The 18,423-nt window shown below is 32.7% G+C and carries 22 protein-coding genes and 1 other annotated feature; of the genes, 16 read left to right on the top strand and 6 right to left on the bottom strand.

Annotation, left to right across the window (positions count from 1 at the left end):
• Positions 1 to 108: 108 nt before the first annotated feature.
• On the bottom strand, positions 109 to 912 hold the full coding sequence (locus tag F9279_RS03525; protein WP_152111417.1) for a MerR family transcriptional regulator: 804 nt from the start codon (positions 910 to 912) through the stop codon (positions 109 to 111).
• A 52-nt stretch (positions 913 to 964) separates the two neighbouring features.
• Entirely contained in the window at positions 965 to 1,534 is a 570-nt protein-coding gene (locus tag F9279_RS03520) for a GNAT family N-acetyltransferase (RefSeq protein WP_152111416.1), read from the bottom strand.
• Positions 1,535 to 1,631: 97 nt separating this feature from the next.
• Between F9279_RS03520 and F9279_RS03515 the strand changes: the two genes are divergently transcribed.
• From F9279_RS03515 to F9279_RS03505, 3 genes are all read left to right on the top strand, one after another.
• Positions 1,632 to 2,066, top strand: coding sequence for an MFS transporter (locus F9279_RS03515; RefSeq protein WP_152111415.1), 435 nt, complete (start codon positions 1,632 to 1,634; stop codon positions 2,064 to 2,066).
• A 358-nt stretch (positions 2,067 to 2,424) separates the two neighbouring features.
• Positions 2,425 to 2,730: an NIPSNAP family protein gene (locus tag F9279_RS03510; protein ID WP_152111414.1), complete on the top strand. Its 306-nt coding sequence runs from the start codon at positions 2,425 to 2,427 to the stop codon at positions 2,728 to 2,730.
• A gap of 668 nt (positions 2,731 to 3,398) precedes the next feature.
• On the top strand, positions 3,399 to 3,725 hold the full coding sequence (locus tag F9279_RS03505) for a hypothetical protein (protein WP_152111413.1): 327 nt from the start codon (positions 3,399 to 3,401) through the stop codon (positions 3,723 to 3,725).
• Between the two features lie 51 nt (positions 3,726 to 3,776).
• On the opposite strand, the gene F9279_RS03500 is transcribed toward F9279_RS03505, so the two are convergent.
• A complete protein-coding gene (locus F9279_RS03500) occupies positions 3,777 to 4,961 on the bottom strand; it encodes a CynX/NimT family MFS transporter (RefSeq protein ID WP_152111412.1) in 1,185 nt (394 codons plus the stop codon).
• Between the two features lie 333 nt (positions 4,962 to 5,294).
• On the opposite strand from F9279_RS03500, the gene F9279_RS03495 reads away from it, so the two are divergent.
• From F9279_RS03495 to F9279_RS25890, 3 genes are all read left to right on the top strand, one after another.
• Positions 5,295 to 5,987, top strand: coding sequence for a response regulator transcription factor (locus tag F9279_RS03495; protein ID WP_152111411.1), 693 nt, complete (start codon positions 5,295 to 5,297; stop codon positions 5,985 to 5,987).
• Positions 5,965 to 8,202 (top strand): sensor histidine kinase, encoded by a 2,238-nt coding sequence (locus tag F9279_RS03490; protein WP_152111410.1) that lies wholly within the window; start codon positions 5,965 to 5,967, stop codon positions 8,200 to 8,202. Before F9279_RS03495 ends, F9279_RS03490 begins: the two co-directional genes overlap by 23 nt.
• Positions 8,203 to 8,829: 627 nt before the next feature.
• The gene (locus tag F9279_RS25890) at positions 8,830 to 8,955 is read left to right on the top strand and encodes a hypothetical protein (protein WP_264298218.1); all 126 of its coding nucleotides are present in this window, start codon (positions 8,830 to 8,832) and stop codon (positions 8,953 to 8,955) included.
• 34 nt (positions 8,956 to 8,989) lie between these two features.
• Here F9279_RS25890 and F9279_RS03485 read toward each other — a convergent pair whose 3' ends face one another.
• Positions 8,990 to 9,493, bottom strand: coding sequence for a GNAT family N-acetyltransferase (locus F9279_RS03485; protein WP_152111409.1), 504 nt, complete (start codon positions 9,491 to 9,493; stop codon positions 8,990 to 8,992).
• A gap of 71 nt (positions 9,494 to 9,564) precedes the next feature.
• The gene (locus F9279_RS03480; protein WP_193224429.1) at positions 9,565 to 9,831 is read right to left on the bottom strand and encodes a YueH family protein; all 267 of its coding nucleotides are present in this window, start codon (positions 9,829 to 9,831) and stop codon (positions 9,565 to 9,567) included.
• Positions 9,832 to 10,080: 249 nt separating this feature from the next.
• Between F9279_RS03480 and F9279_RS03475 the strand changes: the two genes are divergently transcribed.
• The 5 genes from F9279_RS03475 (at position 10,081) to F9279_RS03455 (ending at position 13,158) form a co-directional block, all read left to right on the top strand.
• A complete protein-coding gene (locus tag F9279_RS03475; RefSeq protein ID WP_193224428.1) occupies positions 10,081 to 10,719 on the top strand; it encodes a TVP38/TMEM64 family protein in 639 nt (212 codons plus the stop codon).
• A gap of 121 nt (positions 10,720 to 10,840) precedes the next feature.
• The gene (locus F9279_RS03470) at positions 10,841 to 11,089 is read left to right on the top strand and encodes a hypothetical protein (RefSeq protein ID WP_152111406.1); all 249 of its coding nucleotides are present in this window, start codon (positions 10,841 to 10,843) and stop codon (positions 11,087 to 11,089) included.
• A gap of 243 nt (positions 11,090 to 11,332) precedes the next feature.
• On the top strand, positions 11,333 to 11,527 hold the full coding sequence (locus F9279_RS03465; RefSeq protein WP_152111405.1) for a hypothetical protein: 195 nt from the start codon (positions 11,333 to 11,335) through the stop codon (positions 11,525 to 11,527).
• A gap of 235 nt (positions 11,528 to 11,762) precedes the next feature.
• On the top strand, positions 11,763 to 12,611 hold the full coding sequence (locus tag F9279_RS03460; protein ID WP_152111404.1) for an AraC family transcriptional regulator: 849 nt from the start codon (positions 11,763 to 11,765) through the stop codon (positions 12,609 to 12,611).
• 103 nt (positions 12,612 to 12,714) lie between these two features.
• Positions 12,715 to 13,158, top strand: a complete 444-nt coding sequence (locus F9279_RS03455; protein ID WP_152111403.1) for a hypothetical protein — start codon at positions 12,715 to 12,717, stop codon at positions 13,156 to 13,158.
• Positions 13,159 to 13,490: 332 nt separating this feature from the next.
• Here the strand turns inward: F9279_RS03455 and F9279_RS03450 are convergent, their stop codons facing one another.
• On the bottom strand, positions 13,491 to 13,787 hold the full coding sequence (locus F9279_RS03450; RefSeq protein ID WP_226793177.1) for a hypothetical protein: 297 nt from the start codon (positions 13,785 to 13,787) through the stop codon (positions 13,491 to 13,493).
• Between the two features lie 113 nt (positions 13,788 to 13,900).
• Positions 13,901 to 14,116, top strand: a binding site (T-box leader).
• A gap of 47 nt (positions 14,117 to 14,163) precedes the next feature.
• Between F9279_RS03450 and argS the strand changes: the two genes are divergently transcribed.
• The 5 genes from argS to F9279_RS03425 form a co-directional block, all read left to right on the top strand.
• Complete coding sequence (gene argS, locus F9279_RS03445; RefSeq protein ID WP_152111401.1) at positions 14,164 to 15,846, top strand: arginine--tRNA ligase; 1,683 nt, start codon at positions 14,164 to 14,166, stop codon at positions 15,844 to 15,846.
• Positions 15,847 to 16,121: 275 nt separating this feature from the next.
• On the top strand, positions 16,122 to 16,442 hold the full coding sequence (locus F9279_RS03440) for a HesB/IscA family protein (protein WP_152111400.1): 321 nt from the start codon (positions 16,122 to 16,124) through the stop codon (positions 16,440 to 16,442).
• A 174-nt stretch (positions 16,443 to 16,616) separates the two neighbouring features.
• On the top strand, positions 16,617 to 17,453 hold the full coding sequence (nadC, locus tag F9279_RS03435; protein ID WP_152111399.1) for a carboxylating nicotinate-nucleotide diphosphorylase: 837 nt from the start codon (positions 16,617 to 16,619) through the stop codon (positions 17,451 to 17,453).
• 168 nt (positions 17,454 to 17,621) lie between these two features.
• A complete protein-coding gene (locus tag F9279_RS03430; RefSeq protein WP_152111398.1) occupies positions 17,622 to 17,837 on the top strand; it encodes a hypothetical protein in 216 nt (71 codons plus the stop codon).
• 129 nt (positions 17,838 to 17,966) lie between these two features.
• A partial coding sequence (locus F9279_RS03425) for a DUF4372 domain-containing protein (RefSeq protein ID WP_152111397.1) occupies positions 17,967 to 18,423 on the top strand: 457 nt, incomplete at its 3' end.

Below are 18,423 nucleotides of genomic sequence, written 5' to 3'. Positions count from 1 at the left end.
AATTTCTGGAAGAGTAAATAGACGAAAAGAGGATTCGACAACATAAACATAATAAAAAACATTACCTAGAAATGTATGTAACTTCAAGGTAATGTCTCTTCTTTTATCTTATTTAGCATCTTTAATTCTCACTTCTATTCTCGTTACATACTCATCTTCCACATTGGTTTCGTGAAAGTCGATTAAATAGGTTTCAAAAAACTCACCAGCTGTTTCATACTTATTTTCTACAATAAAGTCTTTCAATTGAGCAAGATAATGCTGTGTTTTTTCATAGCTGCCTTTATAACAGATGGTGGCATAGCTTCCTTTTGGTATCAGCATGCTATCTGGACTTGAATGATAATCTAAGTAGTAAAATACTTGATGCTGAATCGCATCATAGCCATTCATAGGAGTAAAGTACATAAAGCTCCCAAACATACATTGATCGAGATAAGGTAGTTTATTTTGATATTTCTTATATAATTCTTTTAATGAAATATCTACATTTTCGCTTTCTGTATCCATGTCGTTGCTTACGATTACATAGCGATCTGGATAGGGAATAATTTTACAGTTACCTTCTATCAGTTGATCTGAATGAGTTAATGTATCTATTCTTTCTATAATTCTATTTTGCTTTTCTTTTAGATTCCTTAACTCTTGTTCGATAGACAGTTTTTGTTTTTTTAGTAAATGTAAGGTCTTTGGTACTGTTCGATTCTCTAGATAATCTTTAATATGTTCTAAGGGTATATCTAATTTTCTTAAATCACGAATAATGTTTAATTGTTGTAAATGTTCATCTGTATAAATGCGATAATTATTGCTTCCCCTTTGAGGGACTACCAAATTAATTTCTTCGTAGTAACGAAGTGTGTGCGCGCTTATATCATATAAACTAGTGATTTCGTTAATTTTCCAATTCATGCTTTCGCCTCATAACTGTATGCGTTCTTTATTGGGCATTTCCTCGAGTTTATTAATTGGACAATGTTTTACACATATGGTCATATTGATGACCACTTATCATAATATCTGTAATTTTTTTAAAGCCTATTTTAGAATATAACTTTTTTGCTTGGGTATTATCAATATCTACATTTAGACCAATAGTATGATAACCATCCTCCAACGCTCTATAATTTAGGTTCTCTAATAAATGGGAGCCTATTCCCAGCCCTCGATAATCTTTTTTCACCACAATAGAATCAATATACCATTCATTAGACAAGGATTCTCTATCTGTAAACAACTCTTCTGTTGGATCATATCCATGTTTTCCTAGAATTGTTTTAAAGGGTTCATCAATACTGCTTTCATCGACTGATGGATATCCAAAGGCTATACCAGCAACCTCTCCATCTATTTCATAAACCATCCCTCTATCTAAACTATATCGATAGGCAGGTTCTAAAACTGCTTCTGCAACCATCTCTTGAAGCTTGTTCTTTGAAATTTTATGAAGCAAGGGTAATTCCATATCCTCGAATATTTCCCATAAAAGACTAGTAATCATAGGTGCATCAGATTTAATTGCGTTTCTAATCATTTGTATCCAACTCTCCATTAATTTATAAGTTCGTTATTTACAGTGTAAACCCTCTAGTGATTCTAAGGTCAACTATCGTTATTTATAAATAGAAGAAATGAGCGAGCCAGAAAATCGTCGTTTCTTAATGCTAGGTTCATATACAGTAGCTGGAATATTTATGGCTTTGTTAGGTTTTGTTCAGAGCTTTACCATTCTTTTAATCTTTATTGCAGGTGTTGGATTCAGTCTTATTATATTTTCCGTTAATAACACAACCATGTATCAAAAGCATGTTCCAGATGTATTACGAGGTAGAGTTTTTGCTGTCCGCATTTTAGTATCCAAAATTGGTATGCCTGTTGGAGCATTAGTTGGTGGGAGTTTTGCAGAAGGATTTGGAATATCGACTTTATTTATCTTTATGGGATCACTGATTATTTTCGTCTCCATTATTACTTTTATGCTGCCTGTTTTCCAGGGACTTGATGAAGGGATAAGCTGTTATTATTCAGAAGCAAACTTCCTGATCGTTGATAAAGGAATGGAATGAAAATCTATTTTTAGCTGAATATATAGTAACAGATATCCATTTACCTTAAATAACGATTTAATAAATTCTGAATGATATACGTCTAAAACCTTTATATATAAGGGGTTAGATGTTTTCCTTATTAAAAAAGAGTAGAGCTAAGAAGGATTAACGCTTGTTTCTGATGTTAAGGCTCATTTACTGCGTGTTCAAGAGAATACTAGAGATAGAATCAATGTAAAATTACTTCTAGAATACTTTATTTATATAAAGGTATTTAATGTTTTTTGTTGAATAGTAAATGGAATATTAAAGTCATAATCCTGGCAAGTTAGCAATTGAATGTAACGATAAAAAAATGAATTTGAGGAGGAATAAAATGGTTACATGCTATCTAAAATATGTTATTGATCCTTATAAAGTAAAGGAATTCGAGGAATACGGTAAGATATGGATTAGATTAGTTAATAAATTGGGCGGTACACATCAAGGTTATTTTCTTCCGCATGAGGGCGCTAATAACATTGCTTATGCCTTATTTACTTTTCCAAGTTTAGCAGCATATGAAGAGTACCGAGTAAAAATGGCATTAGATACAGAGTGTCAGGAAGCTTATAAATTTGCAGAAGAAACTAAATGTATTTTAAGTTATGAGAGAAGTTTTATGCGCCCTGTTTTCGAGTGAGTAAACAGATAAAAGCTAACAGGTATTTCATTTAATTATTAGGAGCTGACAGCAGCTCCTTTTCTAATACAACTATTATGGCAGCATTTCCTGTAATAGATGTAGAAGAAAATCAAGTTTATGGCAAAAACAGGGAGTTTAGTACAATAAGACATAAACTAATTTTTTGAATGAATAGAGGATTTTTTATAATAACTATCGTAAATACTCATAATTATTATCAGAAAGCAACATGGAGGAAGAAATGAAGAAAGTAATAAACATGATTAATCCCAGTTCAAAAGTGGCAGCATTTCCTGTAATAAATGAATTGAAAAAAGATATCTTTGTGAACAAATACACTTAAACTCCCTCTGTTAAAATAGCAATAGAAATTCACCTGTATGTCTCATACAGTAATAACCTCCTTATATTAACAGTATAGTGTCAGTTTTTTCTTTGTTGATAATTTAAAATTTAATTTGAGGAATATAGAGATGGTTAGCCTGAATTATGGATTTACTAAGTGTTATAGCGAATACATATTGTTTTATTACTGAATGTTTAAGGAATCAATTCTTATGTTAATCCTTAAATGTATTTCACTTATATTACCTCAATTAGTGAAATGTTCTCTAATATAAGAAAAAAAGGTGCATACTAGAAAAAAATACAGAAGGAGCAAATGAATGCCTAAAAAATCTGTAGATGTAATAGAAGTAGATCAAATAGAAGAAAGTATGCCATCAAATAATCCAACAAATGTGGAAGCAGATAAATTGTCCAATATGCTTGCATCTGTTCTCCATTACATATCAGATGATGAAGTAGAGGAAATAGATATAGATTATATTTTAGATAAGACAGAAGGCTTAAGAGATTGGTGGAATTCATACAAGGAAAAAAACAGAAAGCATTTGGAAGAGGAAATAAAGAATTCACTAGAAGGATTATCTTTAGAGGATTTAGAAAAAATTCGAGAACAGATAGTAGAAAGTAAGAAGGAAATACATTGAACCAATTTTTTTATTAGAAGAGCCCACTACTATGATGGGCTCTTCTTCTTATTACGCTGACGTTTGATAGGATAGAACGTTCTTTTCTGTTTTCCAGCTTAGAATGGTGACAAACATAATCAAACTAAGGATAAAAATCATGATAAAGATTTGCTTGTCATATGGAATAAGATCTCTTGTTATACCTGCAATCCAAGGAATAAAAGCACTAAGAATATATCCAAAACCTTGCATCATTGAAGTCCAAGCACTTGCATCTTGTGCTGTTGTTGTGGCATGAAGTGGCAAGGAAAGTGCCAATGGAAACATTCCACCAAGACCTACTGCGAGTATCATGGTAGCTATCCATGGATTTGTTATATCGAATATTAGGATGAGTAAGCCAACTAGAACAATGAAGGTACAGCCCAAGAGCCAAGACTTCTCCGTAAAGTATATATCAGCCAATATAGGAACAACAAAAGAAAAGATAACTTGAACGATAGAAAATACGGTAATTAGTGTCCCTGACTGAGCTTCTGTAAAGCCCATAGATTGTACCATTGGAGCTAGCCATGTACTCAAGCAGTAGTAAATTCCAGATTGGAGCCCAAATATAAGGGTGAATAACCATGCCTTTTTATTATGCAGAGGCATTTTTGTTACCTGTTTAAATTTTGTTGGTATATGAATGCTATTTGCTTTTTTCAAAATGGGAAACCATGCAGCAAATCCTATTACTGCAAAAATACTCCAACTTGCTAATGAAAGCTCCCAAGAATGGGATAGAGAGTTAGTAAGTGGAACCATTAGACCAGCACAAATAGAAGAGCCAATTCCCATTGCGACAGTATAGACTCCGATCATCATTCCTATTCTACTCGGGAAATTTTTCTTAATATAACCAGAAATAAGAGGACCAGCAATAGCAATCCCAATGCCATTTAAAAATGCGGTTAAAAGCAGAATGAATGGAGAATGTGCAAATACTCTTAGAGCAGTTGCTACTCCGATAATAATAAGGGAATAGCCAATTGTTTTTTCTATACCAAAGCGGTTGCTAATACTAGTAGCAACAAAAGCAAAAAGACCCATACAAATAACTGGGATAGAAGTAAGTAAACTAATGATTCCATTACTTAATTGCAAATCATGACGGATGGACTCTAATACAGGTGAAATGGAAACAATGCTAATTCTTAAATTCAAACAAACAAGAAATAGAGCCATAATAGTAAATAAAATAGGTTTTTTCATAACATAACTTCCTTTTGTAGTCTTAATCTCATGTATTTATTCAAAGAATGTATCTAACACAACCATACACCTATTATAACGAGAAAACAATGTTAAGGGATTAGTAGATAGGAATAATAGGTGAAAAATGATAGATAATATTTTTCCAATTTTAAAAAATTCTTATCTAGCAGTATCCCTAAAAAACTTATGTGTCTCCTTATCATGCTTTTTTGCTACAATAAAGAATTAGTGTGACGAGAAAAATATTAAGAAATTCTTAAGAAATTTCCTTTCTATTCATTAAGATTTATTCATTATGATAGAAACATCAAGTGAAAAAGAGGTGTCTAAGTGGAGAATTATAATGTTTTAGTGGTGGATGATGACCAAGAAATTAGAGACGCCATTGAAATTTATTTGAAAAATGAGGGAATGAAAGTAATAAAAGCAAGAGATGGAGTAAAAGCTTTAGAAATCTTAAAAGAACAAACCGTACATCTTATTTTGTTAGATATTATGATGCCTAAGTTAGATGGAATATCAGCCACATATAAAATTCGGGAACAAAAAAATATTCCCATTATTATTTTAAGTGCAAAAAGTGAGGATACAGATAAAATTTTAGGATTACAGATTGGAGCAGATGATTATATAACAAAGCCATTTAATCCAATGGAACTGCTAGCAAGAGTGAAATCTCAATTAAGAAGATATGTCACTCTTGGAACATATGATGGAATACAAAAAATAATAGATTTGCATGAATTAGTACTAAATCCAGAAGCAAAAGAAGTAACCATGAATGGGGAATATATTAAATTAACTCCCCTTGAGTACAAAATTGTAGCTTTGTTAATGAAAAATGCTGGCAGAGTATTCTCCATTCAAGAAATTTACGAGGCAGTATGGAAAGAGCCTAGCTATAATGCAGAAAACACAGTGGCAGTACATATTAGAAAAATTCGAGAAAAGATTGAAATCGATCCGAAAAATCCAAGATTTCTAAAGGTGGTGTGGGGCATTGGCTACAAAATGGAAAAATAGAACCTTATTTGTGCTGTGGGTCATGCTTTTGACTTATGGTTTAAGTAGTATTTCTCTAATGATTACATGGGTAAATCAATATGGATATACAGATTACTTTCAAACATCGAGATTTTATGAAAAAGTGGAGCAGTTTGAAGAATATCTGAAAAACTATGAATTAAACTACGTGCCGATAGAAGAGGTTAAAAAGAATATTACAGTAAGCGACGAAGAAATAAAAGCATATCAATACTATTATGGAACTTTGGCTGAGCAAATTACAAATATAAATGGACAATATGAGGAGAAAATTCAAGAGGCTAGACTTAATGATAAGAAAGAGGAAGAAGAAAAGTATATAGCAGAAAGAGATGCTAAAATTATAGAAATTACGAAAAACTTTGAGGACAAAGAATATGTAAGTGATAAAGTCAGAAAGGAAAAAGAAGAACAGCTTCAAAGCTACTATCAGGATTTACAGGATGGAAAAAAGTATAATTATACATTAAATAGCACTTTTCATTACTATTTCAAGAACACTGCAACTGGCAAAGAATACACAAATATTTCTAAAACAGAATCACAAGAATCAGAGAATCAGGCATATATAAAAGAATATTATTTAGAGTATAACCCTAATGAAATTTTAGAGAAAATTAATTGGAGTTTACTCTGGTACAGTGATGAAGCAGAGCCAGTCTATGATAGTGAAAATGATTCTAATGCAAATGATGGTCATTTAGAAGGATATATAACTGTTCCTAAACAATTTTCTGAACGAACAGAACTAAAAAGTGAAATAGCAGCTTTTGAAAAAGAGAAACAAATAATAGGAATATATAGTATAGCTGCATTAGCATCTCTAGTCATTTTTTGTTTTGTGACTATACGGTATCGCCGATTATTAAAAAAATCAACAGTTGGCACTTGGTATATGAGAATACCAGTAGATATAAGAGCTGTTATATTTATCACTACTTTTATTCTAGCACTAATATTAGCAATACATTCAGGTGATCAATTAATATTATATATATCAAATCAACTTCAAGTGCTAAGTGATATTATAGGATTATATATAGTCTCATTCGGCACAATGAATTTGTTCGTATTTCAGGCTATATATTTTTATCTTAATAGAGAAAAAAGAAGTGTAAAAGAGCTATGGAAAAGTACATTTGCTTATAAAATCATGCAGATAACTACATATAGAGTGCACGCTTTACTAGCGGATAAAACCTTAACTAGTAGAACTTTATTTAGTGTTTTCGTATTAGCTATTGCATTACTATTTACTTTAATGAGTTTACCTTTTGAAATGATGGTAATATATTTTTTACTCTATATCTTCTTAATAATCCCAATTTTAATATCCATTGTAAAGAAGGCTAGAGATTTAGAAAAAGTGTTAAAGTATTCTAATTTGATAGCAACTGGAGATAATCCAAAAGAAATAAATGAAATGAAAGATAGAGATTTGAAACAGCTACTAGAGAATATCAATATATTAAAAAATGGAGTGATTGTTTCACAAAATGCTCAAGTAAAAAGTGAGCGTTTAAAAACAGAATTAATTACAAATGTTAGCCATGATTTACGAACACCATTAACATCTATCATAAATTATACAGATTTACTGAAAAATCAGCAGTTATCTGCAGAAGAACGAGAAGGATATCTAACAATTATTGATAGAAAATCTCAACGATTAAAAGTGTTGATAGATGATCTCTTTGAAGTTTCTAAAATGGCTAGTGGAAACATAGAACTAAAGCGAGAAAAAATAAATCTTGTCCAACTTTTACAACAGGCATTAGGAGAATATGATGAAAATATTAATGCTTCCACTTTGGAATTTAAAGTAAGTCAGCAAGAAGATGCTATATACTCCTATGTAGATGGACAGAAAATGTGGAGAGTTTTTGATAATTTAATAGGGAATATATTAAAGTATTCGTTAGAAAATACAAGAGTTTATATTTCACTCAAGCTGGAACAAGACTATGCAGTGATGCAATTTAAAAATATATCAAAATATGAGTTAGATGACCATATGGATGAACTATTTGAACGCTTTAAAAGAGGTGACACGTCTAGAAATACAGAAGGTTCCGGTCTTGGCTTGGCTATAGCTAAGTCTATAGTAGATTTGCATGCAGGATCTTTAATTATTGATACAGATGGCGATTTATTCAAGGTAACATTGAAAATAAAAACTAGTAATCACGATTGATAAAGTGATGCACATGGAGCAATGGTATTCCATCGTACAGCCTATAACACGAAATCATTTATTGACAAAAAAGATACTAGAAGAAATAACAAGTAGTTGTAAGAACAAACCTATAGAAGATCAAATTAGAATAGTAATAAATGTAGCTATTGAATCAGTGTACGAAAGGCGAAAAAACAGATAGGAAAAATAAGTATGATAAAAGGCAAAGAACCGTTAGTTCTTTGTCTTTTTGTTCTAGTAAAGAAACCCTAGACTATGCATGGGGTTCCAATGACCTTACACCGTGATATTAAAAAACTTCCTTATGATGCTAAAAATAAATAATTTTTGGTTCATATTGAATAGAATAGGGTGGAATGAGAAGAATAAGCGGACAAATTCCGGTTAAATGCAGATAGAATCTTATTTTCAAGCATAATAAGCGGAGAATTTCCGGTTAAGTAAGAAAAAAGGGTCTTATTTCATGTATTTTAAGCAAATAGCCGGAATTTCTCCGTCTATTGAAGCTGTTTTCCTGGTAGTGAACGAAATAAGGGAATATTCTCCGGCTATTTATCTGAGTGGGTTCTTTTCCTCATTCTTCAACCGAAAGATGCAAATCGGCTATACGGAACAATGGCTGTTATGGAGTATCGCAATCTGTTTGTAGGTAATGAAGTACGAAGAAGGTGGCCCTTATTTAGTAGTACAATTGGCGTACTCTTCAGTAGCTTTTTAGAGTTTGGCCAGTCACAAGGCTTTATGCAATAAAGAAAACCACCCATTTACTCACATAGCTGGAGTTCTATAACCCAAGCTCGAAATAAGCTTCTTCCTGCTCTGTATCATCAAAATACTTAATGCCAACATATTGGAAACCTATCTTGCCTAATACTTGTAAGGAAGGTTGATTTGCAATACTAGATGAAGCAACTACTTTTTTTACTTTACCACTATCTCTGGCATGTATTAAGCAAGCGATTGCTGCTTCTGTTGCAAATCCTTGCCCCCAGTGATTTTCTTTGAAATGAAAGATAAGCTCCACTTCGTCTATTGAATCCTCTATATTAAAGCCAGCAGCACCAATAACTTCCTGTGTTTCTAAATGTACAACTGCATATACGGAAAGTCCATGCTCTACTTGGCATTGCTGATAAAAATCAAGCACCTGAGGTAGTAGCTCAGAAGCAGTAGCTCCTCCACAATACTTCATCACATCTTCATTGCCCCAAAATGTTTCGCAGGCATCTATATCAGTCAACGATAATAAGCGAAAGCCTAATCTTTCACTTGTAAAAAGATAATCCAAAGAAAAAACTCCTTTATTTGTTTCTACTATCTCTATGTATTTTAACGACACCGTAAAAACTTAGCAACATTTTAGTTATAGGTAAATTGTTTAAGTGTGTTATTAGTATGAATGAGAGGAAGAATTTGCTGAGTGAGTTGCGTGCAATTCCCTTCATACATTTGAAAAATTAAAGAGCTAAGAATATGATCATATTTGCTTTCTTCACAGAGAGAAAGACTAATCTCTGTTGACCAGTTTAATTTAGGGATGGAAATCACAACAGATTGGTATGGTGTTTGTAAGATAAAAATCTTATGTCCAGATTCTAAAACCTCTTCTATAAATGTATTCATCATTTTACTCCTCCAATCTTTATTACTCATTATACCCTTATCACAATGTAGTAGTTAGAATTCATCAACTTGTTAATAGAATGAAAGATTTGCAACATATTGAATATTAAGAGTAATAATAAAACGCAAAATGGGTAAAAACTGTAGTAAAATAGATAATTTGTAAGGTACATTATTACAAGTTGTTTCATATAAATATGAAAAAGGTGATTGCTTATTAAACATTTTTGGAAGCCATTTACATTCTTAGTGGTGATTACAGTCTTTATATTATTCTTTCATTATACAAATATTTTTGAGGCAATCCGCAAAGGGGAAGTAGAGGAAATCTCTTCTGTATTTAAAGATAATATAACTTATGCACTTTTAATTAGCTTATTGTTAATGATTGTGCAGAATAGTTTTACTATAATTCCATTAATTTTAGTTATTACATTGAATTATTATTCCTTTGGATTTCTTTATGGCTTTTTATGGAGCTGGTTTTCTAGTATTATTGCTGGACTCATTATTTTTATGGCAGTGAGATTTTGGTTTCAGGATTGGGTAGTTTCAAAGGTTAAAAAGCATCAAGAAATATTAGATAGAATAGAAGAAAAGGGAATGAGTTATGTACTATACGGAAGAATATTTCCTTTTTTTCCTACTAGTATATTAAATATAATGGCAGGGATTAGTAATATTTCTATTCGCCCATTTACGATCGGTACAGCGATCGGAAACTTTGTTTACTTTTTTATTCTCTGTTTAATCCCATTCGGTGTGTTTTCCACCAATATAAATCCCATTTCTTTAATAGTAATTATTGTCATTGTAACTGCAATACTCTTTTTCATAAGTAAAAAAAATCCAGGCTTAGTAAAAAAAATAAAAGCGAAGAACCCCTTTTAAAAAGAGTTAGTCGAAAAAGAATACCTTTTTCGGCTTTTTTTCTGCTTAATATTCAAAATCATGAAACTTTATCTAACATTCTTCGTAATACAGTTAACAAAAAATGTAAGGGGGAATAGTTATGATGATCATTTTCGTGTTGTTTTTTGCTGTAATTATCGTATTAGCACTAGTAAACTCTCATTCTAATGGGAAAAAAGAGTATAGTAATCGTCATAGAGCTAACCACAATCATCGTTCTTTTTATTCTGGCGGAGAATCCTCTAGTGCTTCTTATTCTGACAATGGAAATGACTGTGGAAACTCTTTTGGAGGCGGAGATTTCTCAGGTGGTGGAGATTGCGGAGGAGGAGGCGGTGGTGGTGATTAAGGTTTTGTAGAATAAAACATTTTATAATAAAAGTTAAGTTACATGAGTACTTGAAGGGTGGAAATGAACAGTAATATGTTTAAGGTGTTTCTTGCAATTGTATTTTATATTTTGTTTATATGGATTACTGTTGATTTTCTTTATCTATCAAAATCACCAAAACCAAAAGTTAGTTGGAATTCTATGATAATCCCAACTGCGATAGGATCGAATTGTTGGAAGGGCTCTTTTAGAGGAACATGAGTGGATTATGTTTATGAATCGGGTTGGGAAATAGGATTATCAATGGGTACGGTGATAGTAGAGCCAAATGCTGCTATTACGATAGACTTTAATAAAAAACCATGTCAAGGATCATTAAAAGTAGCAGAAGTCTATGAAGATGGGGAAGAAGAAATGGTTATCGTAGAAAGTAATCGTATATATGCACCACAATAAAACAAGGGAAATATGTTTATATGATTTATGCAAAGTGGGAACAAGGAATTCCGAGTTACGCATTCTCGATAAAGGTAGGATAAAGGGGAGTATTTAAGGTGGAAAATCCATGCCTTGATACTTCCTTTTATTGTTATAATGGAATAAATGTATATAAAAACTTGTCATTATCGAGCATACAAAGACAGGGAAGCATGGTTGATATTTAGTAATATAATCATAAGGACGTGATAAAATGACTTGGCTAGAAGGATTACAGCAGGCACTTTCCTTTATAGAAAGTAATCTCACGAAAGAGCTTGAGACAGAAGAAATTGCAAGAAAAGCAAATGTTTCTTCTTTTCACTTTCAACGAACATTTGCTATTCTAACAGATGTTACTTTAGGAGAGTATATTAGAAGAAGGCGCTTAACGTTAGCTGGTAATGATTTATTACATGGAAAGGAGAAAATCATTGAAATAGCATTTAAATATGGATATGAAACTCCTGAAGCATTCACAAAAGCTTATCGAAAGCAGCATGGTGTGACACCTAGTGATACTAGGAAAGGAATTGGCAGTCTGCAAGTATATAATCCGCTAGTCATTCAAGTCCAATTGAAAGGAGCAGAGCCGATGAAAGTAAGAATGGTGGAGAAAGAAGGATTTTCTATAATTGGTATTAAGCGTAGTTACTCCTTTAAGGAGGATGAAAATTTACGGGAAATTCCTAAGCTTTGGGAGGAAGTAAATAGCAATGGTACGACAGATGATTTGATTACGTGGAATAACGGCGAGCTAAAAGGAATTCTAGGAGTTTGTGTGGATAAAAAAGATGACATGGATTACTGGGTAGCTGTTTCTAGCACGAAATCTAGTAATCATCTCTATCAAAGGATGGAAATACCTAGTACGAAATGGGCGATCTTTGAAGTGCATGGTCCAATGCCGCATAGCATGCAAAAAGTTTGGAAACAAATATATTCTGAGTGGCTGCCAACCAACAACTACCAACAATCTGGAAATATATCATTTGAGTTCTATTCCATGGGAAATCCAACTAATGAAAACTACTACTCAGAAATTTGGATACCAATAAAATAAAAATCTAAATATTTTATATTTTTTTATAAAGAGAGAAAAAGTTAAGAAAAAGTTAAGCTAATCCTATCATAATAAAAATACATTATAGATAGGAGAGATTAACATGAAGAAATTACAATATTTAATTAGTACAATAGCAATGGTTTTCTTGCTAGCACAATCTACAATAGGAGTAGTATCTAATTTTAATACAGAGGAACCAAGTCAAAGAATGGAAATGACGGGGCAACCGCCTACTATGCAAGGAAGTACTAGCAGCAGTTCACAAAGCTCAACTGATACAGAAAGTAGTAGTGATAGCAGTACGACAACGGATAGCTCTTCAGAAGATACTACTACTTCAACAGAAGGACAGAATCAGATGACACCTCCAAATGGAATGAATGGAGAATTCCCTGGAAATATGAATGGAAATACAAGTCCAGAGAGTAGTACTGCTAGCTTAGTAGGATATATTGCAGGCATCATCGTTTCTCTAGGTGGCTTAGTAATAACATTTCTTACTTGGAGAAAAAAAGACAATCCTTCTAATATAGTGGAAAATTAAGAGGATGAAAGTGGCTCTAAGTGAAAACTTAGAGCTCATTTTATATAAAAGAAAACACTGGTCTAATCCCTTGGTTTCCCAAAACCTTACAGCGAAGAAGGGAAAACTTCTCTATCGTGTCAAAATAATTGTTGTTGGCTTATCATCAAATTTACAGAAATATAAGGGGATTATCTCCGGTTATTTCTCTGATCTGGTCCTTCATCTAATTCTCCAACTGATAAAAGCGAATCCTTTAGTAGCTCTTAAGGGTTTGATTATTAATAAAGGCTGTTAGACACAGAAAAAACCACATCCTCACGAGTCGTCTTTATTCTGTAGAATTTTCTTCTTTAATAATAAGGATGATACCCGTATGTTGGAATTGGTGGAAAATTATTTTTTGCTGGAAAAGGAAGTGTGTAGGGATTATTTATTGGTTGACTGAAAGGCTGGTAAGAACCTGTTTGTGGATTATGCTGAAAAGGGTTCATGGTTATTGGATTTCCTGCAGTATAACTGGAAGCTGCTGAAAGAGAACCTAAGGGAACTGCACCTACTCCTATTGCTCCATGACCGAATACTGGTGCACCTACCATAACTGGAGGAACAACAACATGTGCCCTAGTAACTCTTCGTCCAATATTCATCATTATTCACCTCCTTTTTGATACTATATGTAAAGAAAAGGAATGAAGCAACATCCTAATTTTTTCAAGAAATAGTGGCAATTATAAAGATCTATAGGTATAATAAGAAAAAATGAAAATCGACGATAAAGAGAGTATCTAATAACAACTGTTAAAGCGAATTAGGGTTGGTGAGAGCCTAATGCAGAAATATTGGAGAAACGCACTTTGGAGATGTTATTCTGAAATTCATTAGGAGTAACCGGTTACTGCCGTTATCAGTTTATTAAGTGGTTATGATACATAACAATTAGAGTGGTACCGCGGGATAATAAGCTCTCGCCTCTTTCAATTAGAAGAGGTGAGGGCTTTTTTTATTTTGAAAGGAGAATGAGTGATGAATTGGAAAAAGGAAATAGCTGAAAGTATGAAGAATCAACTGCCCATCGATATAAGTTTAACTGAAATAGAATTACTATTAGAAAAGCCAAAACACGAGCATTTAGGAGATGTAGCCTTCCCATGTTTTTCCCTTGCTAAACAATTACGAATGGCACCACAAAAGATTGCAGAGGACTTAGCAAAAAGAATACAATCTCCACATATTGAAAAAGTAGAAGTGGTCGGGGGTTATGTTAACCTGTATTTTCATAAAGAAAAATTGATTTCGGAGGTTCTTAGCGAGATAGTGGAGAAAAAGTCTGATTATGGAAATGTTCAAACTGGTAATGGTGTGATAACCATCGATTTATCCTCTCCTAATATTGCTAAACCATTTTCAATGGGACATTTACGATCAACGGTTATTGGCAATGCTATTGCACATATTGCAGAAAAAAATGGTTATACTCCATTTAGAATTAATCATCTCGGTGATTGGGGTACTCAATTTGGAAAGCTAATAGTAGCTTATCGACTATGGGGAGAGGAAGAAAAGGTTAAAGAAAACCCAATTAAAGAACTGCTTAAGCTATATGTATTATTTCATGAAAGAGCCGAGCTAGATCCAGCTTTAAATGATGAAGGAAGAAAGTGGTTCAAATATTTAGAAGATGGAAACGAAGAAGCCCTTCAATTATGGGATTGGTTCCGCACAGAATCTCTAAAGGAATTCCAAAAGATTTATACACTATTAGGAATAACATTTGACTCGGATCACGGTGAGGCATTTTACAATGATAAAATGAATAAGGTAGTGGAACTTCTAGAAGACAAACAATTACTAGTAGAATCAGATGGTGCAAAAGTAGTTGAATTAGAAGAATTTCCTCCTTGTTTAATCAAAAAAAGAGATGGTTCCACACTATATGCTACGCGTGACTTAGCAGCTGCCATTTATCGGCAAGAAAATTATCAATTTGTTAAAAGTCTTTATGTGGTGGGGAATGAACAAACCCTTCATTTTAAACAGCTTTTTCAGGTGTTACAAAAAATGGGATACAATTGGGCAGAAGGAATGGCACATATTCCATTTGGAATGATGCTAAAAGATGGAAAGAAAATGTCTACAAGAAAAGGAAAAGTAGTATTACTAGAAGAGGTTCTAGATGAAGCTATTGCAATGGCCAAACAAAATATAGAGCAAAAGAATCCTAATTTACCTAACAAAGAAGAGATAGCAAAACAAGTGGGAGTAGGAGCAGTCCTATTTCATGATTTGAAAAATTACCGCTCAAATGATGTGGAGTTTTCATTAGAAGATATGTTGAAGTTTGAAGGAGAAACAGGACCTTATATTCAATATACACATGCAAGAGCTTGTTCCTTACTGCGCAAAGGCAATTTTGTTGAAACAGATGACTCTCCTTCATTAATATGGGATATAGAGAGTTTCCAAATAGTTAAAGCATTAAGGGAATTTCCAGAGTATGTGAATAAAGCCATGGAAATGTATGATCCATCTTTAATCGCAAAATATTTGCTTGATTTAGCAAAAGTATTCAATAAATATTATGCACAAGTAAGAATATTAGATAATGTAAAAGAAAAACAAGCAAGACTAATGACAGTATATGCAGTAACGATTGTTTTAAAAGAAGGGTTAAGATTACTTGGTATAAATGCTCCAAGTGAAATGTAAATAAGCTGTTCTTTTTATAGAAGGATCAGAATGGTGATATTGCAAAAAACTGGTATTCATAAACTGTTAAGGCAAACTGTATATTTTGAAGAAATATTGTAATCATTAGAAAGTATGTTTCTAAAGTTTTTTTATTTTTATCTTCCAGTCTTATAAGCTGGAGCTTTGCACTTTCATTTGAAAATGATTATTCTAATATTATTAGTTAAGGTTTAATCTCAATGAATGAAGTGAATAGTATAAAGAATTAACTTGTATACAGGGGATGAACAGGCATGAAGGTAACAATTACAAATGCAGCAAAGGATAAATTTCTTCAATATGAAGTTCCAAAAGGAGCTGGGTACCGATTAAGTACAATATTTAGTGGAGGTTGTAGCTATGTATATAATTTTGACTTAGCTGTAGACTTCCCGAATGAAGAAGATACAAAATTTGAGGATAACGGACTAACTATTTACCTTGATCCATTAACTATAAAACATATCAATGAAGATTTGAAGTTTGATTATGTTCAGGGTAAAGGATTCCGCATCATTGGTCCTAGTGAAATATACTCTTATCATTTAGAAGTAAAACAAAAAGCAAATAAGTAAGGAATAGGGTATGCGACTAAAAAGGAGCATACCCTTTTTTGATAAGTTAAAAAAGGAATGTAGCTGTGTACATAAGTAAGTCTCCTTATCCTCATGTTTTTTCATTGGATTTATAGGTAAATAATAGATAGGGGATACTGTTTAATAAAAACTAAACAATGAAGGAGTCTGGCAATGAACCAATTAGTATTGCGAAATCTAATGGAATTACTGCTTAATGAAGATATTGGTGTGAAAGATTTAACCACAGAAGCTATTTTTTCTAAAAATCAAATGGGAGAGATAACTTTTATTGCCGAAGATTCAGGGGTTTTTTGCGGAGAGGAAATAATCAAAACAGGATATTTTGTCTTAAATCCCTCACTTTCCATAAATCTACATGTTCATGATGGAGATCTTATCGAAAAAGGACAAGAACTTGCAACAGTAAAAGGAAATATTAGAGATTTGTTGTCAGGACAAAGAGTGATATTACAGCTTGTTCAACGCATGAGTGGTATTGCTACTAAGACTCGAGAAGCAGTTGATCAATTAAATAGCGGTTATACCAAAATTTGTGATGCTGGTGAAACATCCCCTGGTTTAAGAATAATGGAACAATACGCTGTAACGATTGGTGGAGGACATAATCACCGTTTTGGATTATCCGATGGAGTCGTTATTACTAAAGCGCATATTACTCTTGCAGGCTCAATTGCAAATGCTGTTCAATCTGTGAAGAAAAATGTTGGACATATGGTTAAAGTAGAAGTAGAGGCAGATACAAAGGAGCAAATGTTAGAAGCCTTAGCGGCAGGATCAGATGTTATTAAATTGATGAACCGAAACCCAGAAGAGCTTGTAGAGTGGATTGTTCACGTTCCAGAAACAGTCACAACAGAAGCTTCAGGGCATATTTCAATAGAAGATATTGCTTCTTATCGAAATTCAGGGGTGGATTATATTTCCTTAAAAGGTTTGACTCAAGCTAAACCAATACGTATTTTCCTACAGGTAAGGAGCATTAAATAATAAAAATACACATGAATAGATTACTTCAAATTGATGAAGTAGTCTTTTTTTTACGGAAAATTTTTATAATAGAAAAATTCTAACAAATAATGACAAGCCATCTTTCTTTCGTTAAGATAGGTAATATATGGTGATAGTAAGCAAAAAGAGAAAGGCGGAAGAGAGTGGATGAATCACCGTTTAGCAAACAAAGAAAAATGGATAAGTGATCATGTAGAAGAATGGTATCTTTATAGTTTAATATTACTTGGAAATCAAACAGATGCGAAGAAATTAGTAGAAGAAACTGTACATAGAGTGAAGAATACTGTTCTATTTAGTAGTGCTACAAGTAGTTTTAAACCATTTGTAAAAGCATATAAGAAATATAATTCTACTCACTAGCGTCGCATTAAAATAACGTATCACACTTAATTAATCTAAATTTTCTGCATTCTATCCATTACACAAAAAAATCCTTTATAATGGTCTGGTGGTAGTAACCTATCCAAATCCAATATAAAGGATCCTCGCATGGATAAGATTACACGAAAAACATCATTTGAACAATGGTTTTCACCGATTTCTACCGATTTATTTGAAGAACAAGTGAAAAACTATCAATTAAATTACTATACAAAGAAGCTTCACATGACCTCGTTTATGAAATTATTATTGTACGCGCAACTCCATGAAACAGAGAGTTTACGTGCATTAAGTGATTGTATTTTTTCAGAAGAATTACAGAACACAACGAATCTTGATTCCATCAGCTTTTCTCAGTTGGGAAGACGATTAAACCAGGTGCCGACCGAGTTCTTTCAAACCATTTTTCTTGATTTAGTAGCACAAATTCACACAAAGACTGATTTTCAAAGAAGACAAATAACGACAACACCACTGAAAATCATTGATTCAAGTACCTTACCATTGAACTTGAACAATCACAAGTGGGCAAAATTTCGCAAAACTAAGTCAGGTGTAAAGCTTC

The organism is Bacillus sp. B1-b2 (assembly GCF_009183415.1).
Taxonomy (GTDB): domain Bacteria; phylum Bacillota; class Bacilli; order Bacillales; family Cytobacillaceae; genus Niallia.
Note: the sequence above shows the minus strand (reverse complement) of the source record. Positions and strands in the feature narration are given on the sequence as shown.